At 75.4% G+C, this 20,693-nt stretch carries 17 protein-coding genes; 9 read left to right on the plus strand and 8 right to left on the minus strand.

What is annotated here, in order from left to right:
- Positions 1–636: 636 nt before the first annotated feature.
- Positions 637–2,415, minus strand: coding sequence for a hypothetical protein (locus ABZ452_RS06655; protein ID WP_357939639.1), 1,779 nt, complete (start codon positions 2,413–2,415; stop codon positions 637–639).
- A gap of 45 nt (positions 2,416–2,460) precedes the next feature.
- Here ABZ452_RS06655 and mptB (ABZ452_RS06660) point away from each other — a divergent pair, with 45 nt between their 5' ends.
- The 4 genes from mptB (ABZ452_RS06660) (at position 2,461) to ABZ452_RS06675 (ending at position 6,278) form a co-directional block, all read left to right on the plus strand.
- A complete protein-coding gene (gene mptB, locus ABZ452_RS06660; RefSeq protein ID WP_357939641.1) occupies positions 2,461–3,876 on the plus strand; it encodes a polyprenol phosphomannose-dependent alpha 1,6 mannosyltransferase MptB in 1,416 nt (471 codons plus the stop codon).
- Between the two features lie 11 nt (positions 3,877–3,887).
- On the plus strand, positions 3,888–5,378 hold the full coding sequence (mptB, locus tag ABZ452_RS06665) for a polyprenol phosphomannose-dependent alpha 1,6 mannosyltransferase MptB (RefSeq protein WP_357939643.1): 1,491 nt from the start codon (positions 3,888–3,890) through the stop codon (positions 5,376–5,378).
- A gap of 76 nt (positions 5,379–5,454) precedes the next feature.
- Positions 5,455–5,799, plus strand: a complete 345-nt coding sequence (locus ABZ452_RS06670) for a metalloregulator ArsR/SmtB family transcription factor (RefSeq protein WP_357939645.1) — start codon at positions 5,455–5,457, stop codon at positions 5,797–5,799.
- 14 nt (positions 5,800–5,813) lie between these two features.
- Positions 5,814–6,278 carry an SRPBCC domain-containing protein gene (locus ABZ452_RS06675; protein WP_357939647.1) on the plus strand — a complete coding sequence of 155 codons (465 nt, stop codon included), beginning with the start codon at positions 5,814–5,816 and terminating at the stop codon, positions 6,276–6,278.
- Between the two features lie 86 nt (positions 6,279–6,364).
- Here the strand turns inward: ABZ452_RS06675 and glnA are convergent, their stop codons facing one another.
- A complete protein-coding gene (gene glnA, locus ABZ452_RS06680; RefSeq protein ID WP_357939649.1) occupies positions 6,365–7,789 on the minus strand; it encodes a type I glutamate--ammonia ligase in 1,425 nt (474 codons plus the stop codon).
- Positions 7,790–8,113: 324 nt separating this feature from the next.
- Between glnA and ABZ452_RS06685 the strand changes: the two genes are divergently transcribed.
- The gene (locus tag ABZ452_RS06685; RefSeq protein WP_357940054.1) at positions 8,114–8,500 is read left to right on the plus strand and encodes an RDD family protein; all 387 of its coding nucleotides are present in this window, start codon (positions 8,114–8,116) and stop codon (positions 8,498–8,500) included.
- Positions 8,501–8,566: 66 nt separating this feature from the next.
- Here ABZ452_RS06685 and ABZ452_RS06690 read toward each other — a convergent pair whose 3' ends face one another.
- A complete protein-coding gene (locus ABZ452_RS06690; RefSeq protein WP_151460953.1) occupies positions 8,567–9,256 on the minus strand; it encodes a DUF4191 domain-containing protein in 690 nt (229 codons plus the stop codon).
- A 214-nt stretch (positions 9,257–9,470) separates the two neighbouring features.
- On the opposite strand from ABZ452_RS06690, the gene ABZ452_RS06695 reads away from it, so the two are divergent.
- Entirely contained in the window at positions 9,471–9,641 is a 171-nt protein-coding gene (locus tag ABZ452_RS06695) for a hypothetical protein (RefSeq protein WP_357939651.1), read from the plus strand.
- A gap of 317 nt (positions 9,642–9,958) precedes the next feature.
- A complete protein-coding gene (locus tag ABZ452_RS06700; RefSeq protein ID WP_357939653.1) occupies positions 9,959–12,919 on the plus strand; it encodes an AAA family ATPase in 2,961 nt (986 codons plus the stop codon).
- 82 nt (positions 12,920–13,001) lie between these two features.
- Here ABZ452_RS06700 and ABZ452_RS06705 read toward each other — a convergent pair whose 3' ends face one another.
- Both ABZ452_RS06705 and lipA read right to left on the minus strand, forming a co-directional pair.
- Complete coding sequence (locus ABZ452_RS06705; protein ID WP_357939655.1) at positions 13,002–14,948, minus strand: DUF423 domain-containing protein; 1,947 nt, start codon at positions 14,946–14,948, stop codon at positions 13,002–13,004.
- 60 nt (positions 14,949–15,008) lie between these two features.
- The gene (gene lipA / locus ABZ452_RS06710; protein WP_357939657.1) at positions 15,009–16,055 is read right to left on the minus strand and encodes a lipoyl synthase; all 1,047 of its coding nucleotides are present in this window, start codon (positions 16,053–16,055) and stop codon (positions 15,009–15,011) included.
- A 357-nt stretch (positions 16,056–16,412) separates the two neighbouring features.
- Between lipA and aspS the strand changes: the two genes are divergently transcribed.
- Together aspS and ABZ452_RS06720 are read left to right on the plus strand one after the other, a co-directional pair.
- Positions 16,413–17,699 carry an aspartate--tRNA(Asn) ligase gene (gene aspS / locus ABZ452_RS06715; protein WP_357939660.1) on the plus strand — a complete coding sequence of 429 codons (1,287 nt, stop codon included), beginning with the start codon at positions 16,413–16,415 and terminating at the stop codon, positions 17,697–17,699.
- 65 nt (positions 17,700–17,764) lie between these two features.
- Positions 17,765–18,805 (plus strand): FUSC family protein, encoded by a 1,041-nt coding sequence (locus ABZ452_RS06720; RefSeq protein ID WP_357939662.1) that lies wholly within the window; start codon positions 17,765–17,767, stop codon positions 18,803–18,805.
- Here ABZ452_RS06720 and nadE read toward each other — a convergent pair.
- The 3 genes from nadE to lipB are packed head-to-tail and all read right to left on the minus strand — an operon-like array spanning position 18,802 to position 20,688.
- Positions 18,802–19,626 carry an ammonia-dependent NAD(+) synthetase gene (nadE, locus tag ABZ452_RS06725; RefSeq protein ID WP_357939664.1) on the minus strand — a complete coding sequence of 275 codons (825 nt, stop codon included), beginning with the start codon at positions 19,624–19,626 and terminating at the stop codon, positions 18,802–18,804. The two genes, ABZ452_RS06720 and nadE, sit on opposite strands and share 4 nt — an antisense overlap.
- 17 nt (positions 19,627–19,643) lie before the next feature.
- Entirely contained in the window at positions 19,644–20,036 is a 393-nt protein-coding gene (locus tag ABZ452_RS06730) for a VOC family protein (protein WP_357939666.1), read from the minus strand.
- Between the two features lie 4 nt (positions 20,037–20,040).
- Positions 20,041–20,688, minus strand: a complete 648-nt coding sequence (lipB, locus tag ABZ452_RS06735; RefSeq protein ID WP_357939668.1) for a lipoyl(octanoyl) transferase LipB — start codon at positions 20,686–20,688, stop codon at positions 20,041–20,043.
- Positions 20,689–20,693 lie beyond the last annotated feature (5 nt).

Below are 20,693 nucleotides of genomic sequence, written 5' to 3' on the forward strand. Positions count from 1 at the left end.
CGGTCGGCGGTGAGTGGTCGGCGACGTCAGCTCGAAGGGCGCTTCCACGGCCTGGGCGGGTCGTCTGCTTCCTCGCCGGCGCCTACGAGCTTGATGACGTGGGTGGGTCAGTCGCGTGCCCGTCGGCCCTGTGGGGCGGTCGGCGGTGAGTGGTCGGCGACGTCAGCTCGAAGGGCGCTTCCACGGCCTGGGCGGGTCGTCTGCTTCCTCGCCGGCGCCTACGAGCTTGATGACCTAGGTGGGTCAGTCGCGTGCCCGTCGGCCCTGTGGTCGGTCGGCGGTGAACCGTCGGCGGCATCAGCTCGAAGCGTGCTCTCCACGGCCTGGGCGGGTCTCCGCTTCCCCGCCGGCGCCTACAAACTTGATGACGTGGACGACTCAGTCCGGGCAGGCACCCGACCCAGGCGCGAGTGATCCACCTACGTCATCAAGTTTGTAGCGGCTCGCGGCTCTTCAGCGGCCGGCCGGTGTGGGTGCGCGTGATGGCGTGCGGCGTGGTCAGGGGCGTCCACGTCATCACGGTCGTAGCGGCTCGCGACCCTTCGCCGGCCGGCGGGGGTGTGCCTGGTGGCGTGCCGGGGCGGTCGGGGGCGTCCACGTCGTCGCGGTCGTAGCGGCGCGCGGGCCCCGAGCCGGTCAGCCGCCGACGGTGTACGTGCCGGCGTGCGGGACGGTCACGGTCGTCCACTCGCCGGAGGGGGCGAGCGTGGCGCCGCCGGAGACGGTCAGCCAGCGATCGTGGCGTACCCGCAGCGGCACCGGGCCGGGGCCGGGCGCGCGGAAGGTCACCGTGGCGGCGTCCTGACGGATCAGCTCGCCGGGCGCGCCGACCAGCGGGGTCGGGTCGGCCACCGCGTAGAGCCGCCAGTGCGGGTCCGACCAGACCTCGGTGAGGTACGGCAGGCCGGCCCGGACCAGTTCCGCCTCGGGCCGCCCCACCCAGGACAGCTCGACGCCGGGTACGGCGACGTACTGCACCGCGTTCTCCGCCAGCCAGGCGCGGTAGGTGTCCGCCGTCAGCGGGACCCCGGTGCCGGGTGCGCCGGGAACGGTAGTGAAGAAGAGCGGGTTGCGGGCGATGTCGGCCTGGCGCAGCCAGCCCCGTGCCAGCGGCACCTCGCCGAGGTGGGCGGCCTCCCAGTAGTTGCGGGTCGGCGGCACCTCCACCCGCCCGGTGAGCCCGCGCCGGTCCAGCTCGGCCCGCAGCGGCGCGAAGTACGCCGGCTCGGCCGTGGGATCGTCCGCGCTGGTCAGGTCGGCGGTGACCACGGGCGGCTGCCATACGCAGACCGCCGCCAGCAGCGCGGCCAGCCCCACCGCCGCCGCCGTCCGCCGCCACCGTGCCGGCACCGCCGGCGTCGGTCCGCTCGTCGGCGCCGCCAGCGTCGGTCCGCCCGCCGGCACTGCCGGGGTCGGTCCGCTCGTCGGCGTCGCCGGTGTCGGTCCGCTCGTCGGCACTGCGGGCGTCGGTGCGCCCGCCGCCGGTGTCGGCTCGGTGGCGGGCGTCGGCTCACCCGCTGGGCCGGCGTGGTTACGTCCGGCCCGCCGGTTCGTCAGGCGGCGGGGGAGCGTCGCGGCGGCGGCCAGCACGGGCAGCGCGAACATCACCACGAGGCGGGTGGCGTTCAACCCGACCGGGGTGTGCAGGAGCGCCGCGGCCAGCACCCCGGCCGCCGACAGCAGCGCGCCCACCCGCACCGGCCGGTACGCCACCAGCGCGGCCACCACCAGGCTCGTCACCACGGCGTGCACGGTGTCGGTGCGGCTGATGTTCATCCAGCCGCCCTCGCCGAAGAACAGCCCGGTCACGGCCAGGGGCGCGGCGGCGGGCACGGCGAGCAGCAGGCCGTCGGCGTACCGGCGGGTGAACAGCAGCGCGACACCGGCCAGGCCGACGAAGAGCCCGGCCACCGGGCTGGCCGCCGAGGCGAGCAGGGCGGCCAGGCCGGCCAGCACGGGACGCCACCACCGGGCGCGGGCGGCGCCCCCGGTGGGCAGGGTCAGCGCGAGCAGCGCGGCCAGGCCGAAGGCGACCCCGAGGGCGTACGTGACCCGGCCCGAGACCAGGTTGCCGGCGATCGTGAGCACCCCGACGAGGCTGCCCAGCAGCGGCCGGGGCACCCGGGTCCGGACCAGCAGGGCGGCGAACGCGGTGGCCGAGGCGAGCAGGGCGAGCGCGCCGGTGGGGCGGACCCCGAGCAGAGCCATCAGCGGCGGCGAGACGAGGCTGTAGCCCCACGGGTGAACCCCGCCGTACCAGCGCAGGTCGATCAGTGCGGGCCCGTGTGCGGCGAAGAAGCCGGCCCGCGCCACCTGGGCCGACAGGTCCGAGCCGGTGGCCGGCAGGGTGAGATACAGCACGGCGAGGACCAGCGCGGACGCGGCGGACACCGCCACCACACGACCGCCCCGCATGCCCACCTCCTGATCGCGACCCACCGTACTGGCAGCATGTCCGGCGTGCCTCACCACCTCTCGCGCTGGATCGGCCTGGCGGGCTCGGTGCTGCTCGCCGTGGCCGCGTATCTCGGCGGCGCGCTGCCGCACGGAGAGCTGCGCCCCACCCCGGTCAGCATCTGGCAGGGCCCGAACGGGCCCCTGATCATCGCGCTCTGGCTGGTCGGCACCGCCCTGCTGGCCGGGGCCTGGTGGTCGCTGCGCGACCAGGCGCCGTCGACCCGCTGGGTGCTCGTCACGGTCGCTCTCTGGCTGCTGCCGATGCTGTTCACCCCGCCGCTGGGCAGCCGGGACGCGTACGCCTACGCCTGCCAGGGTGCCAGTTACTCGGCCGGGATCAACCCGTACGAGCAGGGCGTGTCGGCGCTGCCCTGCCCCTGGCTGGACACCATCTCCTACATCTGGCGGGACACTCCGGCGCCCTACGGGCCGCTGTTCGTGGTGCTCTCCGGGGCCGTGGTGTCGGCGGCCGGGTCGCTGGCCGGCAGCGTGGCGCTGTTCCGGCTGCTCGCGGTGGCCGGGGTGGCGCTGACCGCGTGGGCGCTGCCGGTGCTGGCCCGCCGCTGCGGGGTGCCGCCGCAGCGGGCGCTCTGGCTGGCGCTGGCCTGCCCGCTGGTCCCCGTGCACCTGGTCTCCGGGGCGCACAACGACGCGCTCATGGTGGGCCTGCTCGTCGCCGGGCTGGCCGTGGTGGCGGCCCGGCCGGGCCGGCCGCTGCCGCTGCTCGCCGGTGGGCTGCTCCTGGGCCTGGCCGCCGCCGTCAAGGTCACCGCGCTGGTCGTGGTGCCGTTCGCCGCGCTGGCCGCGATCGTCGGGCCGTACCGGATCCGGGCGCTGGTCCGCGACGGGGCGTGGGTGGTCGGCGCGGCGGTGGCCACGGTGGTCGCCGTGACCCTTGCCGCGGGCCTGAACTTCGGCTTCATCAGCGGCCTGGAACAGGGCGGGCTCGTGGTGGCCTGGACCTCGCCGCCCACCGCGGTCGGGCAGACCGCCGGGTACGTGGCGGCGCTCTTCGGCGCGCACATCGACGCCCTCCCGGTCACCCGGGGGATCGCCGTGGTGGTGCTGGTGGCGGTGCTGGTCTGGCTCTGGTTCCGGGCGCTGCGCCGCGGGGAACCGTTCTGGCACGCCGGCCTGGCGCTGGCCGCGACAGTCGCGCTCTCCCCGCTGTTCCACCCCTGGTACTGGATGTGGCCCCTCACCGTGCTCGCCGCCACCGCCCGCCGGACCGGCTGGTTCGCGCTGGTGGCGCTCGTGTCGGCGTTCCTGGTCCTGGCCGACGGCACCGGCCTGCCCCGGTGGAGCAAGATGCCGGGCGCGCCCCTCATGACGCTGTTGGTGATCGTGGTGGTGGTCCGGTTGGTACGTTCGGCTCGGGCGGCCCGCCGGCCGGTCCCCGCCGACCGAGGAGCCGACTGAGAGAGGTGCCGGTGAGCGAGCCCGGCGCGCTGCCCGACGGACCGGTCCGGCCGGTGGCCGCCGCGCTCGCCCGGTACGCCGGACTCGCCGGCGCCGTGCTGCTGACCGCCGCCGGCTGGCTCGGCGGCGCGCTGCCCGACACCCCCGCCGTGACCAGCCTCGGCGACGCCTGGCGCGCCCCGCACGGGCCGGTGGTGCTCGGCTGGTGGCTGGTCGGCACGGTGCTGCTGGTCGGGGCCTGGTGGTCGCTGCGGTGGGGCGCCCCGTCGGGCCGGTGGGCGTACGTGACCGCCGGGCTCTGGCTGCTCCCGCTGCTGGCCGCGCCGCCGCTGGGCAGCCGGGACGTCTACTCGTACGCCTGCCAGGGCTGGTCCTGGTCGCACGGCGTGGATCCGTACCGGGTCGGCGTGGTGGCGGCCGGCTGCCCGTGGGCGGACAGCGTGTCGCCGATCTGGCGGGACACCCCGGCCCCGTACGGGCCGTTCTTCGTGCTGCTCGCCGGCCTGGCCGTGCTGCTGGGGGGCGGCCTGGTCGGCGCGATCGTGGTGCTGCGCGTGGTGGCCCTGGCCGGGGTGCTGCTGGTCGCGTTCTGCCTGCCCGGGCTGGCCCGGGCCGCGGGGGTGCCGACCCGGCGGGCGGCCTGGCTGGCGCTGGCCTGCCCGCTGGTCGGGGTGCACCTGGTGGCGGGCGCGCACAGCGACGCGGTGGGCCTCGGGCTGCTGCTGTTCGGCCTGCTGGTGCTCGTCCGCGGGCCCGACCGGCGGCGGGCGCTGGTCGTCGCCGGGGTGCTGCTCGGGCTGGCCGTGGCGGTGAAGGCGGTCGCCGTGGTGGTGCTCCCGTTCGCGGTGCTGGCCGCCGTGCTCGGCCGCTACACATGGCGGGCGCTGCTGCGCGACGGCGGTTGGCTGGCCGGTGGAGTGCTGGCCGCGCTGGTGGTCACCAGCCTCGCCACCGGCCTGGGCCTGGGGTGGGTACGCGGCCTGGCCCGCAGTGGCGACTCCGAGCAGTGGACGTCCCCGCCGACCGCCGTCGGGCAGGTGATCGACTACGCGGGCGCCCTGGCCGGCCGGGATCCGCAGGCCGTGCCGGTGATCCGGGCGGTCGCGCTCGCGGTGCTCGCGGTGCTGCTGGTGGTCCTCTGGTGGCGAGCGTGGGCGGCGCTGCGCCGGCTGGGCGACGCCCGGCAGCGCCCGGTTCACTCCGCCGCCGCCCGGCCGCGGGTGGCCCTGGTCGGAGCCGGCCTGGCGCTGGCCGCCACCGTGCTGCTCGCCCCGGTCTTCCACCCCTGGTACGCGATCTGGCCCCTCGCTCTGCTCGCGGTGGCGACGGTCGCGGTGGCCCGGACGGTGTGGTTCGTGGCGCCCTGCGCGGTGGCCTCGGTGCTCACCCTGCCGGACGGCACCAATCTGGCCCGGTTCACCAAGGCGCCGGGGGCCATCCTCATGACGCTGCTGGTGGTGGCGGTCGTGGTGGCCGCGGTCCGGGCCCGCCGCGCCCACTGAAATCCGCGAAGTGGTTGACGCCGCCCGTCCCGCCTCTATGTTCAACGCATCCGTTAATTAACGAGGTGGTTAAGCAGTGGCCGAGGACCGACTCAGCGTCATCTTCGCGGCGCTGGCCGACCCGACCCGCCGGGGGATCCTCGCCCGGCTGGCGGAGGGAGACGCCACCGTCTCGGAGCTCGCCGAGCCGTTCGCGATCAGCCTCCCGGCGATCTCCCGCCACCTGAAGGTGCTGGAGCACGCCGGTCTGATCACGCGCAGCCGGAGCGCGCAGTGGCGCTCCAGCAGCCTCAACCCGGAGCCGCTGCGGGAGGCGACGGCCTGGATGGAGCGCTACCGGCAGTTCTGGGACGCCAACTTCGACCGGCTCGACGCGCACCTCCGGCGGATCCAGGCGCAGACCGAACGGAAAGACCAATGAGAGAGGACAGCAGCATGACCGACACGCAGGCGACCCAGGAACTCGTCATGACCCGGGTCTTCGACGCCCCGCGGGAGCTGGTCTGGCGCGCCTTCACCGACCCGGACCAGTTCGCCGAGTGGTTCGCCCCGGTCGGCTGGTCCGTGCCGCGCGACACCGTCGACATGGACGTCCGGGTCGGCGGCCACCAGCGCTTCGTCATGGTCAACGACGAGGACCCGGCGATGACCTCGCCGGCCGACGGCACCTTCGGTGAGGTGGTGGAGCACGAGCTGCTGGTGGGTTACGAGGAGGCGCACGGTGTGCCGGGCGTGCCCGACGGCACCCGGTTCACGCTGCGGCTGGAGTTCCACGCCGAGCCCGGCGACCGGACCCGGCTGGTGCTGCGCCAGGGCCCGTTCGCGCCGGAGATGCGGTCCGGCGCCGAGCAGGGCTGGGGCAGCTCCTTCACCAAGCTGGACGCGCTGCTCGCCCGCTGACGGCGGACACACGAACCGGCCGGGCCGGCCCCGCTGTCGCGGAGCCGGGCCGGCCGGTGCTGTGGAGTGTGTCGCGCCGAGAAGGCTCAGCAGTCGAAGTACATGGCGAACTCGTGCGGGGTCGGGCGCAGGCGCACCGGGTCGACCTCGTTGGCCCGCTTCCAGGACACCCAGGTGGAGATGAGGTCGGGGGTGAACACGCCTCCGTCGAGCAGGTAGTCGTGGTCGGCTTCCAGGGCGTCGAGGACGGCGGGCAGCGAGCCCGGGACCTGCTTGACGTCGCCCCACTCCTCCGGGGGCAGGTCGTAGAGGTCCTTGTCGATCGGCGCCGGGGGCTCGATCTTGTTCTTGATGCCGTCGAGGCCGGCCATCATCATCGCCGAGAACGCGAGGTACGGGTTGCTGGACGGGTCCGGCACCCGGAACTCGACCCGCTTGGCCTTCGGGTTGCTGCCCGTGACCGGGATCCGCGTGCAGGCGGAGCGGTTGCGCTGCGAGTACACCAGGTTGACCGGCGCCTCGAAGCCCGGCACCAGCCGCCGGTAGGAGTTCACCGTCGGGTTGGTGAACGCGAGCAGGGACGGCGCGTGGTGCAGCAGGCCGCCGATGTACCAGCGGGCGGTGTCGGAGAGGCCGGCGTAGCCGGTCTCGTCGTAGAACAGCGGCTCACCGTTGAGCCACAGGCTCTGGTGGGTGTGCATGCCGGAGCCGTTGTCCCCGAACAGCGGCTTGGGCATGAACGTGGCGGTCTTCCCGGCGGCCCACGCCTCGTTCTTGATCAGGTATTTGAACAGCTGCAGCTGGTCGGCGGAGTGCAGCAGCGTGGAGAACTTGTAGTTGATCTCCGACTGGCCCGCGGTGCCGACCTCGTGGTGCGAGCGCTCGACGGTGAACCCGGCGTCGATGAGCCGGCGGACCATGCTGTCACGCAGGTCGGCGTAGTGGTCCACCGGCGGGACGGGGAAGTAGCCGCCCTTGTACGCGGTCTTGTAACCCCGGTTGCCGCCCTCCTCCTCGCGGCCGGAGTTCCAGGCGCCCTCGATCGAGTCGATGTAGTAGAACGACTGGTGGGCGGAGGTTTCGTGGCGGATGGAGTCGAAGATGTAGAACTCCGCCTCCGCCCCGAAGTAGGCGGTGTCGGCGATCCCGCTGGCCGCCAGGAACGCCTCGGCCTTCTTGGCCACGTTGCGCGGGTCGCGGGAGTACGCCTCGCGGGTGAACGGGTCGTGGATGAAGAAGTTCAACGCCAGGGTCTTCTGCGCCCGGAACGGGTCGATGAAGGCGCTCGCCACGTCGGGCAGCAGCAGCATGTCCGACTCGTGGATCGCCTGGAAGCCGCGGATCGACGAACCGTCGAAGGCGAGGCCGTCGGTGAAGACGCTGTCGTCGAATGACTCCACCGGCAGGTTGAAGTGCTGCATCACGCCGGGCAGGTCACAGAAACGAACGTCGACGAACTTCACGTCCTCGTTCTTGAGGTAACGCAGCAGTTCCTCGGGATTGGCGAACACAGGTCCTCCTGGCGGGTCCACTCCGGTCGCTGTCTACCTGGCGACGCTATGGCCGCGGGGTTGCCCGGCCGTGTCTCCTCTGTTTCCGCCGTGTTACGTCCCTCGCGGAGCGTCATCCTGGCCGCTCAACCGCCCCCGGCTCGCCGTTCGACCGTACCCGCTGCGCCGGTCTGGCGCTGTTTGATGGGTTTGGTCCCGTTCCCCGCTTCGTGTCGAACCGGCGTACCCGGGCAGTGACCGGCGCCCCTGACCGCCGCGGCGCTCCCGACCGCGGGCCGCGCGCTGGCTACCCTGGCCGCTGTGACCGATACCGCCGCCGCGCCGGTGCCGCCCGCCGCGGACCCGACCTTCACGCCCCCGAGCCTCGGCCGGCGCTTCGGCGCCCTGCTCATCGACTGGGTGCTGTGCCTGCTGATCGCCAACCTCTTCGCCGACCCGGTCCGGGACGGCTGGGCCCCGGTCCTGGTGCTGATCCTGGAGTACGGCTTCTTCCTCGGCCTCTTCGCCCAGACCCCCGGCATGTACGTCACCCGGATCCGCTGCGTGTCCTGGGCCGACGGCGGCCGGATCGGGCCGGTCCGGGCGCTGCTGCGCGGCGTGCTGCTGGCCCTCGTGGTGCCGGCCCTGATCATGGACGGGCACCGGCGCGGCCTGCACGACCGGCTGACCGGGTCGGTCATCGCCGACGCCCCGCGCCCGGCCCGCCGCTGACCCCGGCCCACACGACGAAGGAGCCGGCCCCGCACGGGACCGGCTCCTTCTCGCGTACGACGGGGGTCAGCGACCCCGGGTCTGGCGGAACGCGCCCCGCGGCGGCCGCATGTTCTTCGGGACCGCGCCCTTGGGCATCTGCGGGCGGGCGGTGAGCGCCTTGAGCCGCTTGTCGAGGGCGTTGACGTCCTTCGGGGCGAGGCTGCGGGGCAGCCGCATCAGCGTCATCCGCAGCTTGCGGATCGGCAGTTCGCCCTCGCCCTGGCCGATCACGTAGTCGTGCAGCGGCGCCGAGCCGATCACCTTGGCCAGCCGGCGCTTCTCCTGGCCGAGCAGGCCGCGCACCCGCTGCGGGTTGCCCTCGGCCAGCAGGATCACGCCCGGCCGGCCGATCACCAGGTGCACCATGTCCATCTGGGTGGTGGAGCTGACCGCCGGCGTGACCCGCCAGTCGCCGCGCATGCTCTCCATGATCTGGGCCGCCGCGCCGGGCTGCCCCTCGGCGGCGTTCATCATCGCCTTGTTGGACCGCAGGTTGAGCACGATCAGCACGGCGAGCAGGATGAACAGGATGCCGATCGGCAGCCAGATCCAGCCCCAGAGGAGCACCGCGACCACGGTGAGCGCGAGCGGAATCAGCACCGCCGCCGCGGTCAGCGGCGCGAACCACCGGTCCTGCTTGGCGGTGAACTGGAACACCATCCCGATCTGCTTCAGCCGCTGGCCGAACGAGACCTTCTCCTGGGGCTTTGCCATGCCGCAGAGTCTAGTGGTCGGCGCGCAGCCCGTTGATCCGTGGCCGCCCCTCCGCCGTGCGGCTGAGTACCTTACGTCGCGGCCGGGCCGCTGAGGCCCCCGAGTAAGGAGGCGGAGCGGCCGAAGATCAGGCGGCGAACCCATGCCCCGGGGGCACCTTCGCGCGGAAAGTCAGTGTCGACAGCGACAGACACCGCACGACAGGAGAACCGAGATGTTCGGCAACGACGCAGACCTGCTTCTCACCATCCACCGCAGCCACGCCTCCGAGCTGCAGGCCGAGGCGGCCCGCGACCGGCTCGCCCGGTCCCTGCCCCGCCGCCACCCGCGCGGCTGGCTGGGCCGCCGGCAGCACGCCGCCCGCGTCTCCGACGCCCGCCGGTGACCGCCCCGGCGCTGCCGGCGCGCCCGACCGCCGCGCCACCCGCCCCGGACCCGACCGGTCCACCCGGTCCGCCCGGGGCGGGACGCACGGACGCCGGCTCGAACAACGGCTCGAACGCCGGTCCGGCCGCCTCCGCCGGGGCTGGTGCGGCCGGGTTGGGTTCCGGGAACGTCGGTCCGGCCGCCTCCGCTGGGGCTGGTGCGGCCGGGTTGGGTTCCGGGAACGTCGGTCCGGCCGCCACGGGGGCGGCCGGGCCGGCGGGGAACCGGCCGGTCGGCCGGGACGGCGCCGGCGTACGCCATGGCATGCTCGACGGCGTGACCGCACGCGCCGCCAGCACCGTCCTCGTCGGGCGCCAGTCCGAGCTGACCGGGCTGCGCGAGGCCCTCGCCCGGGCCCGGGCCGGGGACCCGGCGACCGTCCTGGTGGGCGGCGAGGCCGGGGTCGGCAAGACCCGGCTGCTGGAGGAGTTCGGCGCGCACGCCACCGCGACCGGGGCGCGGCTGCTCGTCGGCCAGTGCCTGGAGCTCGGCGAGGCCGGCCTGCCCTTCGCGCCGTTCGCCGCCGCGCTGCGCGACGTGCTGCGCCACGACGGCCCGGCCGCCTTCGCCGGCTACGAGGCGGAGTTCGCCCGGCTGCTGCCCGAGCTGGCCCGGGTGCCGGCCGCGGCCGCCGCGCCGACCGGGCTGCCGGTCTCCGACACCCCACGTGGCTACCTGTTCGACCTGGTCGCCGACCTGTTCCGGCGGCTCGCCGAGGAGCGGCCGCTGGTGCTGTTGATCGAGGACCTGCACTGGGCGGACCGGTCCACCCGGGACCTGATCGACTTCCTGGTCCGGGCCGCCCGGTCCACCCGCCTGCTGCTGGTCTGCACCTACCGCACCGACGAGCTGCACCGCGGGCACCCGCTGCGCCCCTTCCTCGCCGAGCTGGACCGGGCCCGGGGCGTGGGCCGGGTCGAGCTGGGCCGGCTGGACCGCGACGGCACCGCCGCCATCCTCGGCGACCTGCTCGGCGCCGAGCCGGCGCCCCGCGCCGTCGACGACGTGCACGGGCGTACCCAGGGCAATCCGTTCTTCATCGAGGAGCTGGCCGCGGCCGGCGACCCGGTCGGCTGCGCGGTGCTGCCGGAGACGCTGCGGGACCTGCTGCTGGCCCGGGTGGACCGGCTGCCTGAGCCGGCCCAGCGGGTGCTGCGGATCGCCGCCGCCGGCGGCACCCGCTTCGCCCACCAGCTCCTCGCCGAGGTGGCCGGCCTTCCCGAGCACGAGCTGGAGGACGCGCTGCGCGCCGCCGTGGCCGGCCAGCTCGTCGTGGCCGACCCGGACGGCGACTACGAGTTCCGGCACGCGCTGTTCCGCGAGGCCGTCCACGACGACCTGCTCCCCGGCGAGCACGCCCGGCTGCACGCCCGGTACGCCGCCGCCATCGAGGCGCAGCCGCACCTGGTGGCCGCCGGCCGCGCCCCGGCCGAGATCGCCCACCACTGGTACGCCGCACACGACCACCCGCGCGCCCTGATCGCCGCCCGGGTGGCCGCCGGCGCCGCCGGTGACCGTTACGCGTACGCCGAGCAGAGCCGGCTGCTGGAACGGGTCCTCGAACTGTGGGAGCTGGTGCCCGACGCCGCCGACCGGCTCGACATGGACCACCTGCGGGTGCTGGAGGAAACCCTGGCCGCGGCGACCACGGCCGGCGACTACAAGCGGGCCCTCACCCTGACCCGGGCCGGGCTGGCCGAGGTGGACACCGCCGCCGAGCCGCTGCGCGCCGCCCACCTGCTCTACCGGCGCGGCCGGCTGCTCGCCCTGCTCGGCAAGAGCGACGGCACCGCCGAGGTACGCGAGGCGTACCGGCTGGCCGGGGAGGTGGCGGACGCGCCGGAGCGGGTGCGGCTGCTCGCCGACATCGCCGCGCACCTGGTCAAGATCGACCCCGAGCAGGCCGCCTCGGTGGCCGCCGAGGCGATGGCCGCGGCCGAGGTGGTCGGCGCGGACGTGGCCCTGCTGCCCACCCGGATCGCCCTGCTCGGCCGCACCGACAAGGCCCCCGACCTGGGGCTGGCCGAGCTGCGCCGGGCCGAGGCGCTGGCCCGGGCGACCGGCAACGCGCCGGCGCTGGTCAGCGCCCTCGTGCACCTCTCCGACGTGCTCTACGAGCTGGGCCGGTACGCCGAGTCCGAGGAGGCCGCCGCGTCGGGCGTGAGCGAGGCGCGCCGGGTGGGGATCAGCCGTTCCACCGGGGCGTACCTGCTGTCGAACCGGGCCGAGGCGCTGATCGCGCTGGGCCGCTGGGACGAGGCGGACGCGGCCTGCGCGGAGGCGGCCCGGATCGACCCGCCCGGCGTCTCCGGGCTGCTCCAGCTCCAGCTCCGGGCCGGGCTGCGGCTGGCCCGGGCGCACCCCGCGGCCGACGAGCTGGTCGGCCGGGCACTGGCCTTCCTGGCCCGGCCCTACCTCTGGCCGAACCACCGGCTGCCGCTGCGCGAACTGCGCATCGAGGCCGCCCTGGCCGCGGACGACAAGGTGGACGCGCTCGCCGCGAGCCGGGCCGCCCTGGCCGACGAACGGCTGGTCGACCTGCCCCGGGAGGGCTGGCCGGTGCTCAGCGCGGTGGCCCGCGCCGCCGCGCTGGTCGGCGACGCCGCGCTGGCCGCCGAGGCGTCCGCCGTGGCCGCCGTGCTGCCCGCGCGCTATCCGGCGGAGCACGCCCACGCCGCCCAGGTCACCGCGATCCTCACCGGCGTCGGTGCAGGTGGTGGCGCTCCCGTCGCGATCCAGCAGCACGACGTGCCGGCTGGTCGGGACGGCGCGGTGCTGCCGGCGTGGCGGGCGGCGGTCGTCGCGTGGCGGGCGGTCGGGCAGCCCTACCCGCTGGGCCGGGCGCTGCTCGCGCTGGCCGAGGCCGCCGCGGCGGCCGGCGAGCGGGACGAGGTCGCCGGCGCCGTTCGCGAGGCCGCGGACATCGCGACCCGGCTCGGCGCCGCCCCGCTGGGCGAGCAGGCCGCCACCCTGGCCCGCCGGGTCGGGCTGCGCGGGGCCGGCCGGCCCGGCCCGGACCTGCTGACCAGCCGGGAGCAGGAGGTGCTCCGGCTGGTCGCCGAGGGGCACAGCAACAGCCGGATCGCCGAGCGGCTCTTCATCTCCCCGAAGACGGCGAGCGTGCACGTGTCCCGGATCATCGCCAAGCTGGACGTGACGAACCGGGTGGAGGCCGCCGCACTGGCCCACCGCCTCGGCCTGCTCGACCCGGCGCCGCCGGCTCAGCGGCGGGGATAGCCGAGGCGGCGTCGGCGCAGCCGGCCGGCCCACGCGTGGCGTCGGCTCGTGGCGGGCGGGGAAGACGCGCCCGCCGGTCGGTTCAGCGCCGGGGCAGGTAGATCCGCCAGCCGGCGGCGGCGACCACGTCGAGCGCCCCCGGGTCGGGTCCGAGCCGCCCGTCCAGCCGCGCCGCCAGCGGCGATCCGGCCGGGGCCACCCAGGCCACGCTTGGGTCGGCGTCCACCGCCCGCCGGTACACCGGCAGCCGGTCGAACCCGGGGCGCAGCTCGTCGTCGACCACGGCGCAACGCACGTCCTCACCCGTGGCGAAGGTGAGCCGGTTGCACGTCCAGTAGCCGGCGCGCACGTGCCGCACGCCCAGCGCGCCGAGCGCGTCGACGAGCGCCCGGTGCCGGTCGGCCTCGGCGTGGGTGGCCGGCACCGCACCGACCGCCTCCGCCGTCGCGACCGCTCCGGTGCCGAGTATCCCCGCGAGGACGGCGACCGCCGCCACCCCGGCCACCCGGACCCGCCCCCGACCGCTCGCCGCGCGGTTGATCGACTCCGGCTCGCCGGCCTGGCGGTCTCCCGGCCGGTCGGATCCCGCCAGCTCCCCGAGGTGGTGACCGGGCCGGCCAGCCAGGTCGGCGGGCCGGTGGTCGGGCTGGCCGGGTTCCGTCAGGTCGGTGGGCTGGTGGTCGGGCTGGCCGGGTTCCGTCAGGTCGGCGGGGTGGTGGTCGGGCTCGTCGGGTTCCGTCAGGTCGGCGGGGTGGTGGGGCGGCCCGGAGGGCCGGGGCGGGGGCGGCCACAGGCCGGCCCGGCGGGCGGCGGACCGGAGCGGCCAGAGCAGGGCGGGCGTTGCGACCGCCAGGACGGACAGGTAGCGGGCGCTCTCGATCGGGCTCCGCCCGGCCGCGTTGCTCGCCGCGTAGGCCGCCAGCACGCCGGCGGCCCCGGCGAGCAGCGCCAGCCGCACGGCCGCCGACACCCTCCGGGCGTCGCCGGATCTTGGCGACCTACCGTTCACCTCGAACGGCAACTCGCCAAGATCTGCGCCCGAGGCGGGCGCGGAAGCCGGAGGAGCGGGCGCGGGGCGGAGGGTGCGCCAGGCGGTGGCCGTGGCGAGGGCGAGCAGGACGAGGAAGACCGGGGCCCACCAGAGTTGCCACCCGGCGCAGTGGCCGGGGGAGCAGAAGCCCATGGCCAGTGACGGGCCGAGCACCAGGCCGCCGGACAGCCGCTCGCCCCAGCTCGCCGCCGCGTCGGCGCCGCCGGCCGCCAGCACCGCCGCGAGCGGGTTGCGGCCGTGCCGGAGGCTGTCCAGCAGCATCGGCGCCGCGCCCAGCAGCACGGTGCCGGCCACGACCGGCCCCGCCCGGCCGGCCAGCTCGCGCCGGCGCCACGCGACCAGCACCGCGCCGGTCCCGAGGACGTACGGCAGCACCAGCGGGTCCACCCAGAGCATCAGCCCGGACACGAGCCCCCAGGCCGCCCAGCGGGGCAGCCGCGCGCCCGGCCCGGCCGCGCAGAGTCCCACGGTGAGCAGCGCCAGCGCCGCGGCGGCCGGGTTCAGCTCGGGGTAGCCGCCGCCGGCGATGAGCTGGTTCTTGACCACCCGGTCGGAGCCGAGCGCCAGGACGGCGACGACCAGCAGGGCGTACCAGCGGTCGCCGCCGAGGCGGCGGGTGAGCCGCCAGGACAGGGCGAGGAAGAGGGCGTACAGGGCCAGGGTGGGCAGCCGCAGGGCCAGCACCGACGGCCCGGCCAGGGCCACCAGCGGCGCGGCCAGGTACGCCTCCAGCGTGCCCATGTACGCCTGGCCGTAGAACCAGACCGGGAAGTCCTCGCCGCGGGCGATGTGCAGGGCGGCCAGCCCCATGGTCGCCTCGTCGCTGTTGGTGGGCGGCGCGTCGGCGAGCAGCAGCGCCAGCCGGTAGCCGACCCCGGCCAGCCCGACCAGCAGGGCGAGCAGCGCCGGCAGCCGGGGACGCCGGGGCGTGCGCGGGCGGGTGGCCTCGCGCGGCTCCTGGCGTACCCCGACGGTCATCCCTGGGATCATGGCATCCGGCGGGCGGCCGGCGGTGGGTGACGCGGTGGACGGCCGGCCTCAGCCGGCGGCCACGACCTCGTCGCGGGCGGCGAGCGCCTGCTGGTAGAGCCGCCCGGCCCGGTACGACGAGCGGACCAGCGGGCCGCTCATCACGCCGGCGAAGCCGATCTCCTCGGCCTCCTCGCGCAGCTCGACGAACTCCTCCGGCTTGACCCAGCGGGTGACCGGGTGGTGCCGGGGGGAGGGGCGCAGGTACTGCGTGATGGTGATCAGCTCGCAGCCGGCCTCGTGCAGGTCGCGCAGCGCCTGGGAGACCTCGGCCCGCTCCTCGCCCATGCCGAGGATCAGGTTGCTCTTGGTGACCAGGCCGTCGGCGCGGGCCTGGCGGATCACGTCGAGGGAGCGCTCGTAGCGGAACGCCGGGCGGATCCGCTTGAAGATCCGCGGCACGGTCTCGACGTTGTGCGCCAGCACCTCGGGCCGGGCCCCGAACACCTCGGCGAGCTGCTCGGGCACCGCGTTGAAGTCGGGGATCAGCAGCTCGACGCCGCAGCCGGACTGGAGGGCGTGGATCTGCCGGACCGTCTCGGCGTAGAGCCAGGCGCCGCCGTCGGGCAGGTCGTCGCGGGCCACGCCGGTGATGGTGGCGTAGCGCAGGCCCATGGCGGCGACGGACTCGGCGACCCGGCGGGGCTCGTCGGCGTCGAACTCGGCCGGCTTGCCGGTGTCGATCTGGCAGAAGTCGCAGCGCCGGGTGCACTGGTCGCCACCGATGAGGAAGGTGGCCTCCCGGTCCTCCCAGCACTCGTAGATGTTGGGGCAGCCGGCCTCCTGGCAGACGGTGTGCAGCCCCTCGCGCGAGACGAGCCCGCGCAGCTGGGTGTACTCCGGGCCCATCTTGGCCTTGACCTTGATCCACGGCGGCTTGCGCTCGATCGGCGTCTCGGCGTTGCGCGCCTCGATCCGCAGCATGCGCCGCCCCTCAGGTGCGACAGTCGCGGTTGGCGCTGCCTGCTCGGTCGTCGGCGCGGAGTGCTCGATCGTCACAAAACCGAGCCTACGCCGGTCGGTGGCGGTCGATGAACGGCGGGCGACGGCCGTCACGCCCGAATCGTTGTGACACCGGACACCAGTGGCGAAAAATCGGCGTCACACGGGCCGGGCCGGGGTGCTAGCGTGCCGGGCAGAGCTGCGACGGAGCCGAGTAGCGGGCCGATCCGCCAGCGCAGAGAGCCGCCGGTTGCTGGAAGGCGGTCTGGCGCCGGACCGCGAAGACCCTCCCGAGCTGCGGGAAGAACGGCGGCCTGGCCGCTCAGTAGACCCCGCCGGCTGGCCCCCGTCACGGGCGACGAACGAGGCCCCCCGCCGAGGCGGAGGGCGAAGGTGTGGTGGCACCGCGAGGTTCCCGCTCGCCCACACCTCCCGGGGATCGCGTTGCGATTGACCAAGGAGGTAACCGCCGTGCAACGCATCCTGTCCTCCCAGCTCACCCACCATGTCGGCGCGACCGTGCGGATCGCCGGCTGGGTGCACCGCCGCCGGCTGCTCAAGTCGGTGGCGTTCCTGATCGTCCGGGACGCCGCCGGCCTGGCCCAGGTGGTGGTCGCCGACGCCGCCGTGCGCGCGGCCGTCGAGTCGCTGCCCGAGGAGACCGTCGTCGAGGTCACCGGCACGGTGGTCGCGAACGCCACGGCGCCCGCCGGGGTCGAGCTGGCCGAGCCGGCGGTACGCCCGCTCGGGCCGCCCGCCGTCCCGCCGCCGTTCGACCTGTACCGGCCGGCGCTCACCGCCACCCTGCCCACCCAGCTCGACCACGCGCCGACCGCGCTGCGCCACCCGACCCGGTCGGCGGCGCTGCGGATCTCGGCGGCGGCGGTGGCCGGCTTCCGGGCCGCCCTGGACGCCCGCGCGTTCGTGGAGATCCACACCCCGAAGGTGGTCGCCTCGTCCACCGAGAGCGGGGCGAACGTGTTCGCGCTGGACTGGTTCGGCCGGCCCGCGTACCTGGCCCAGTCGCCGCAGTTCTACAAGCAGCTCATGGTCGGGGTCTTCGAGCGCGTGTACGAGGTCGGGCCGGTGTTCCGCGCCGAGCCGCACGACACCGTCCGGCACCTGGCGCAGTACACCTCGCTCGACGTCGAGCTGGGCTTCCTGACCGACCACCGCGACGTGATGGCCGTGCTGCGGGAGACCCTGGCCGGGATGCTGGCCGAGGTCGCGGCGCGGGCCGGCGGGCCACTCGCCACCCTCGGGCTCACCCTGCCCGAGGTGCCCGCCGAGATCCCGGCCGTGCACTTCACCGAGGCGCTGAAGATCGCCGGGGCGCCGGCCGACGAGCCGGACCTCGCCCCGGCGCACGAGCGGGCGCTGGGGGAGTGGGCGCTGCGCGAACACGGTTCGGACTTCCTGTTCGTCACCGGGTACCCGATGGCGAAGCGGCCGTTCTACACCCATCCGGACCCGGCGCGGCCGGCGTACTCCAACGGCTTCGACCTGCTCTTCCGGGGGATGGAGCTGGTCACCGGCGGGCAGCGGCTGCACCGGCACGAGGACTACCTGGCCGCCCTGGCGGCCCGCGGCGAGCCGGTCGAGCCGTACGCCGGGTACGTGGACGCGTTCCGCCACGGCATGCCGCCGCACGGTGGTTTCGCCATCGGGCTGGAACGCTTCGTCGCCCGGCTCACCGGCGCGGCCAACGTCCGGGAGGTGACCGCCTTCCCCCGGGACCTGCACCGGCTCACCCCCTGACCGGGGATCACGCCGCCGCGATCCGGGTACCCCGGGTCGCGGCGGCGACCGGAGGGTGAGGGCGGATGGGCGAGCAGGTACGGGCGACGCTGCGCGGCCTGCTGCACGTGCGGCCCGCGCCGGGCGCGCACCGGGTCGCGCTGCGGGCCGGCGTCAGTGTCCTCGTGCCGCTGCTCGCGGTGCTCGCCGCCGGCCGCCCGGCCTGGTCCGTGTACGCGGTCTTCGGCGCGTTCACCTCGCTCTACGGCCGCAACCACGTGCACCTGTCCCGGGCCGCCATGCAGGCCAGCGCCGGGGCGGCCCTCACCGGGACGGTCGTCCTCGGCGTGCTGGTCGGGGCGCTGCCGTCCCGGGCGTGGGTCGCGGTGCCGGTCGCGGCGGCCGTCGCGGCGCTGGGCGCGGTGCTGGCCGCCGCGCAGGACTGGCACCCGCCGGGGCCCCTGTTCCTGGTGTTCGCGTTCGGCGCGGTCGCCTCGGCGCCGCACGCGGTGTCGGACGTGCCGGTGGCCGCCGCGCTGGCCGGGTCGAGCGCGCTGTTCGCCCTGCTGGTCGGGAACGTGGGCAGCGTGCTGCGGCGGGAGCGGAGCCGGCCGGCCCGGCTCGCGCACGTGTGGACCTGGCAGCCGGTGCGCTACGCGCTGGCCGTGGTGCTGGCCGGCGGCGTGGCGACCGCGGTCGGGATCGGCCACCCGTACTGGGCGATGGTGGCGGCGGTCGCCCCGCTCAGCGCCGCCGGGGTCACCGCCCAGCTGGTCCGCGCCGCGCACCGGATCCTCGGCACGCTGCTCGGGCTGCTGACCAGCGCGGTGCTGCTCGCCCCGGCGCTGTCGCCGTACGCCACCGTGCTGGTGGTCGCGGTGCTGCAGATCGTCACCGAGCTGCTGGTGGGCCGCAACTACGGGCTGGCGCTGCTGTTCATCACCCCGATGGCGCTGCTCATGGGTCAGCTCGCGGTGGCCCGCCCGGCCGGGCAGCTGCTCTACGACCGGGGCGTGGAGACGGTGATCGGCGGCATCGTCGGTGGCGCGATCGTGCTCTGCGAGCCGTGGTTGCGGGCGCGGTTCGCCGCCGGCCCGCTCGACGACGGTGCCGGTCCCGACACCTAGGGCGCGATCGGGAGCTGGCGCTTGTGCTCGGTGGCGCGGTAGCGGGCCACCAGCGCCTCCTCCACCTCCGCCGGCACGGGCCGGCCCTCCAGGTAGTCGTCGATGTGCTCGTAGGCCAGGCCGAGCGCGTCCTCGTCGAGCTTGCCCGGGGCCAGGGTCTCCAGGTCGGCCGTGGGCGCCTTGCCGACCAGCTCGGCGGGGGCGCCGAGCGCCGCGGCCAGCGCCCGGACCCGCCGCTTGGTCAGCCCGGTCAGCGGGACCAGGTCCGCCGCCCCGTCGCCGTGCTTGGTGAAGAAACCGGTGACCGCCTCGGCGGCGTGGTCGGTGCCGACCACCAGCCCGCCCGCCGCGCCGGCCACCGCGTACTGGGCGATCATGCGCTGTCGGGCCTTGACGTTGCCGAGCACGAAGTCCTGCTGGGCGGCGTCGCGGAAGGTCAGCCCGCCGGCGACCAGCGCGTCCAGGGCGGCGTCGGCGGCCGGCTTGACGTCGACCGTGAGCACCCGGTCCGGGCGGATGAACTCCAGCGCGGCCTGGGCGTGGTGCTCGTCGGCCTGCACCCCGTAGGGCAGGCGCATGGCGACGAAGGTGGCCGGGTGGCCGGCGGCGCGGGCCCGTTCGGCGGCGAGCTGGCAGAGCCGGCCGGCGGTGGTCGAGTCGACGCCACCGCTGATGCCCAGGACCAGCGTGGTCAGGCCGGTGTCGACCAGGCGGTCGGCGAGGAAGACGACCCGGCGCTCGATCTCCTCGGCGGCGTCGAAGGTCGCGGGAATCCGCAGCTCCTCGGCGATCCGTTGCTGGGTCGACAGCACGTCGGTCATCGGGGGTTCTCTCCTCGTCAGGCGGGACCGAGCAGGTCCCAGGGGTTGCCGGCGAGGTCGCGGAACACGGCGACCCGCCCGTACGGCTCGGTGCGCGGGGGCTCCACGAACTCGACCTTCGCCTCGACCATCCGCCGGTAGGTGGCGTCGAAGTCGTCGACCTGGAGGAAGAAGCCGACCCGGCCGTGGGTCTGGTCGCCCACCGCCGCCGCCTGCCGCTCCCCGTCGGCGCGGGCCAGCAACAGCCCGGTCCCGCCGCCCGGCGGGCGGACCACCACCCAGCGCTTCGGCCGGCCGTCGTTCGTCAGCGAGGGCTTGTCCTCCACCAGCTCGAAGCCGAGCACCTCGGTGAAGAAGGCGATGGCCGGCTCGTAGTCGGCGACGACGAGGGTGACGAGGTCGATCCGCACCCGCTCAGCCCTGGACCGCGACCAGCGTGGGCAGGTGGCGCTCGACCACCGGCAGCACGTCGGCGACGGTGATCGGGCGGCCCAGCTCGGCGGTGAGCGAGGTGACCCCGGCGTCGCGGATGCCGCACGGCACGATCCGGTCGTAGTGGCCGAGGTCGCAGTCGCAGTTGATCGCGAAGCCGTGCAGGGTCACGCCCCGGGCCACCCGGATGCCGATGGCGGCGACCTTGCGGGCCGGCCCCCGGTCGTCCTCCGGCACCCAGACCCCGCTGCGCCCCTCGACCCGGCCGGCGGCCAGCCCGAACTCGGCGCACACGTCGATCAGCAGCTGCTCGGTGCGCCGGACGTACGCCACCACGTCGACCGGATCGGGCAGCGTGACGATCGGGTAGCCCACGAGCTGACCCGGACCGTGCCAGGTGATCTTGCCGCCGCGGTCCACGTCGACCACCGGGGTGCCGTCCATCGGCCGGTCCCACGGCTCGGTCCGCTTGCCGGCGGTGTAGACGCTGGGGTGCTCCAGGAGCAGCACGGTGTCGCCCTGCTCGCCGGCCACCACGGCCTCGTGCACCCGGCGCTGCTCGTCCCAGGCGGCCCGGTAGTCGATCAGGCCGGCACGGACGGCGGTCAGCCCGGAAGTCGTCACGCTCACCCGTC

This window comes from Micromonospora sp. NPDC005707, assembly GCF_040631005.1.
Taxonomy (GTDB): Bacteria; Actinomycetota; Actinomycetes; order Mycobacteriales; family Micromonosporaceae; genus Micromonospora.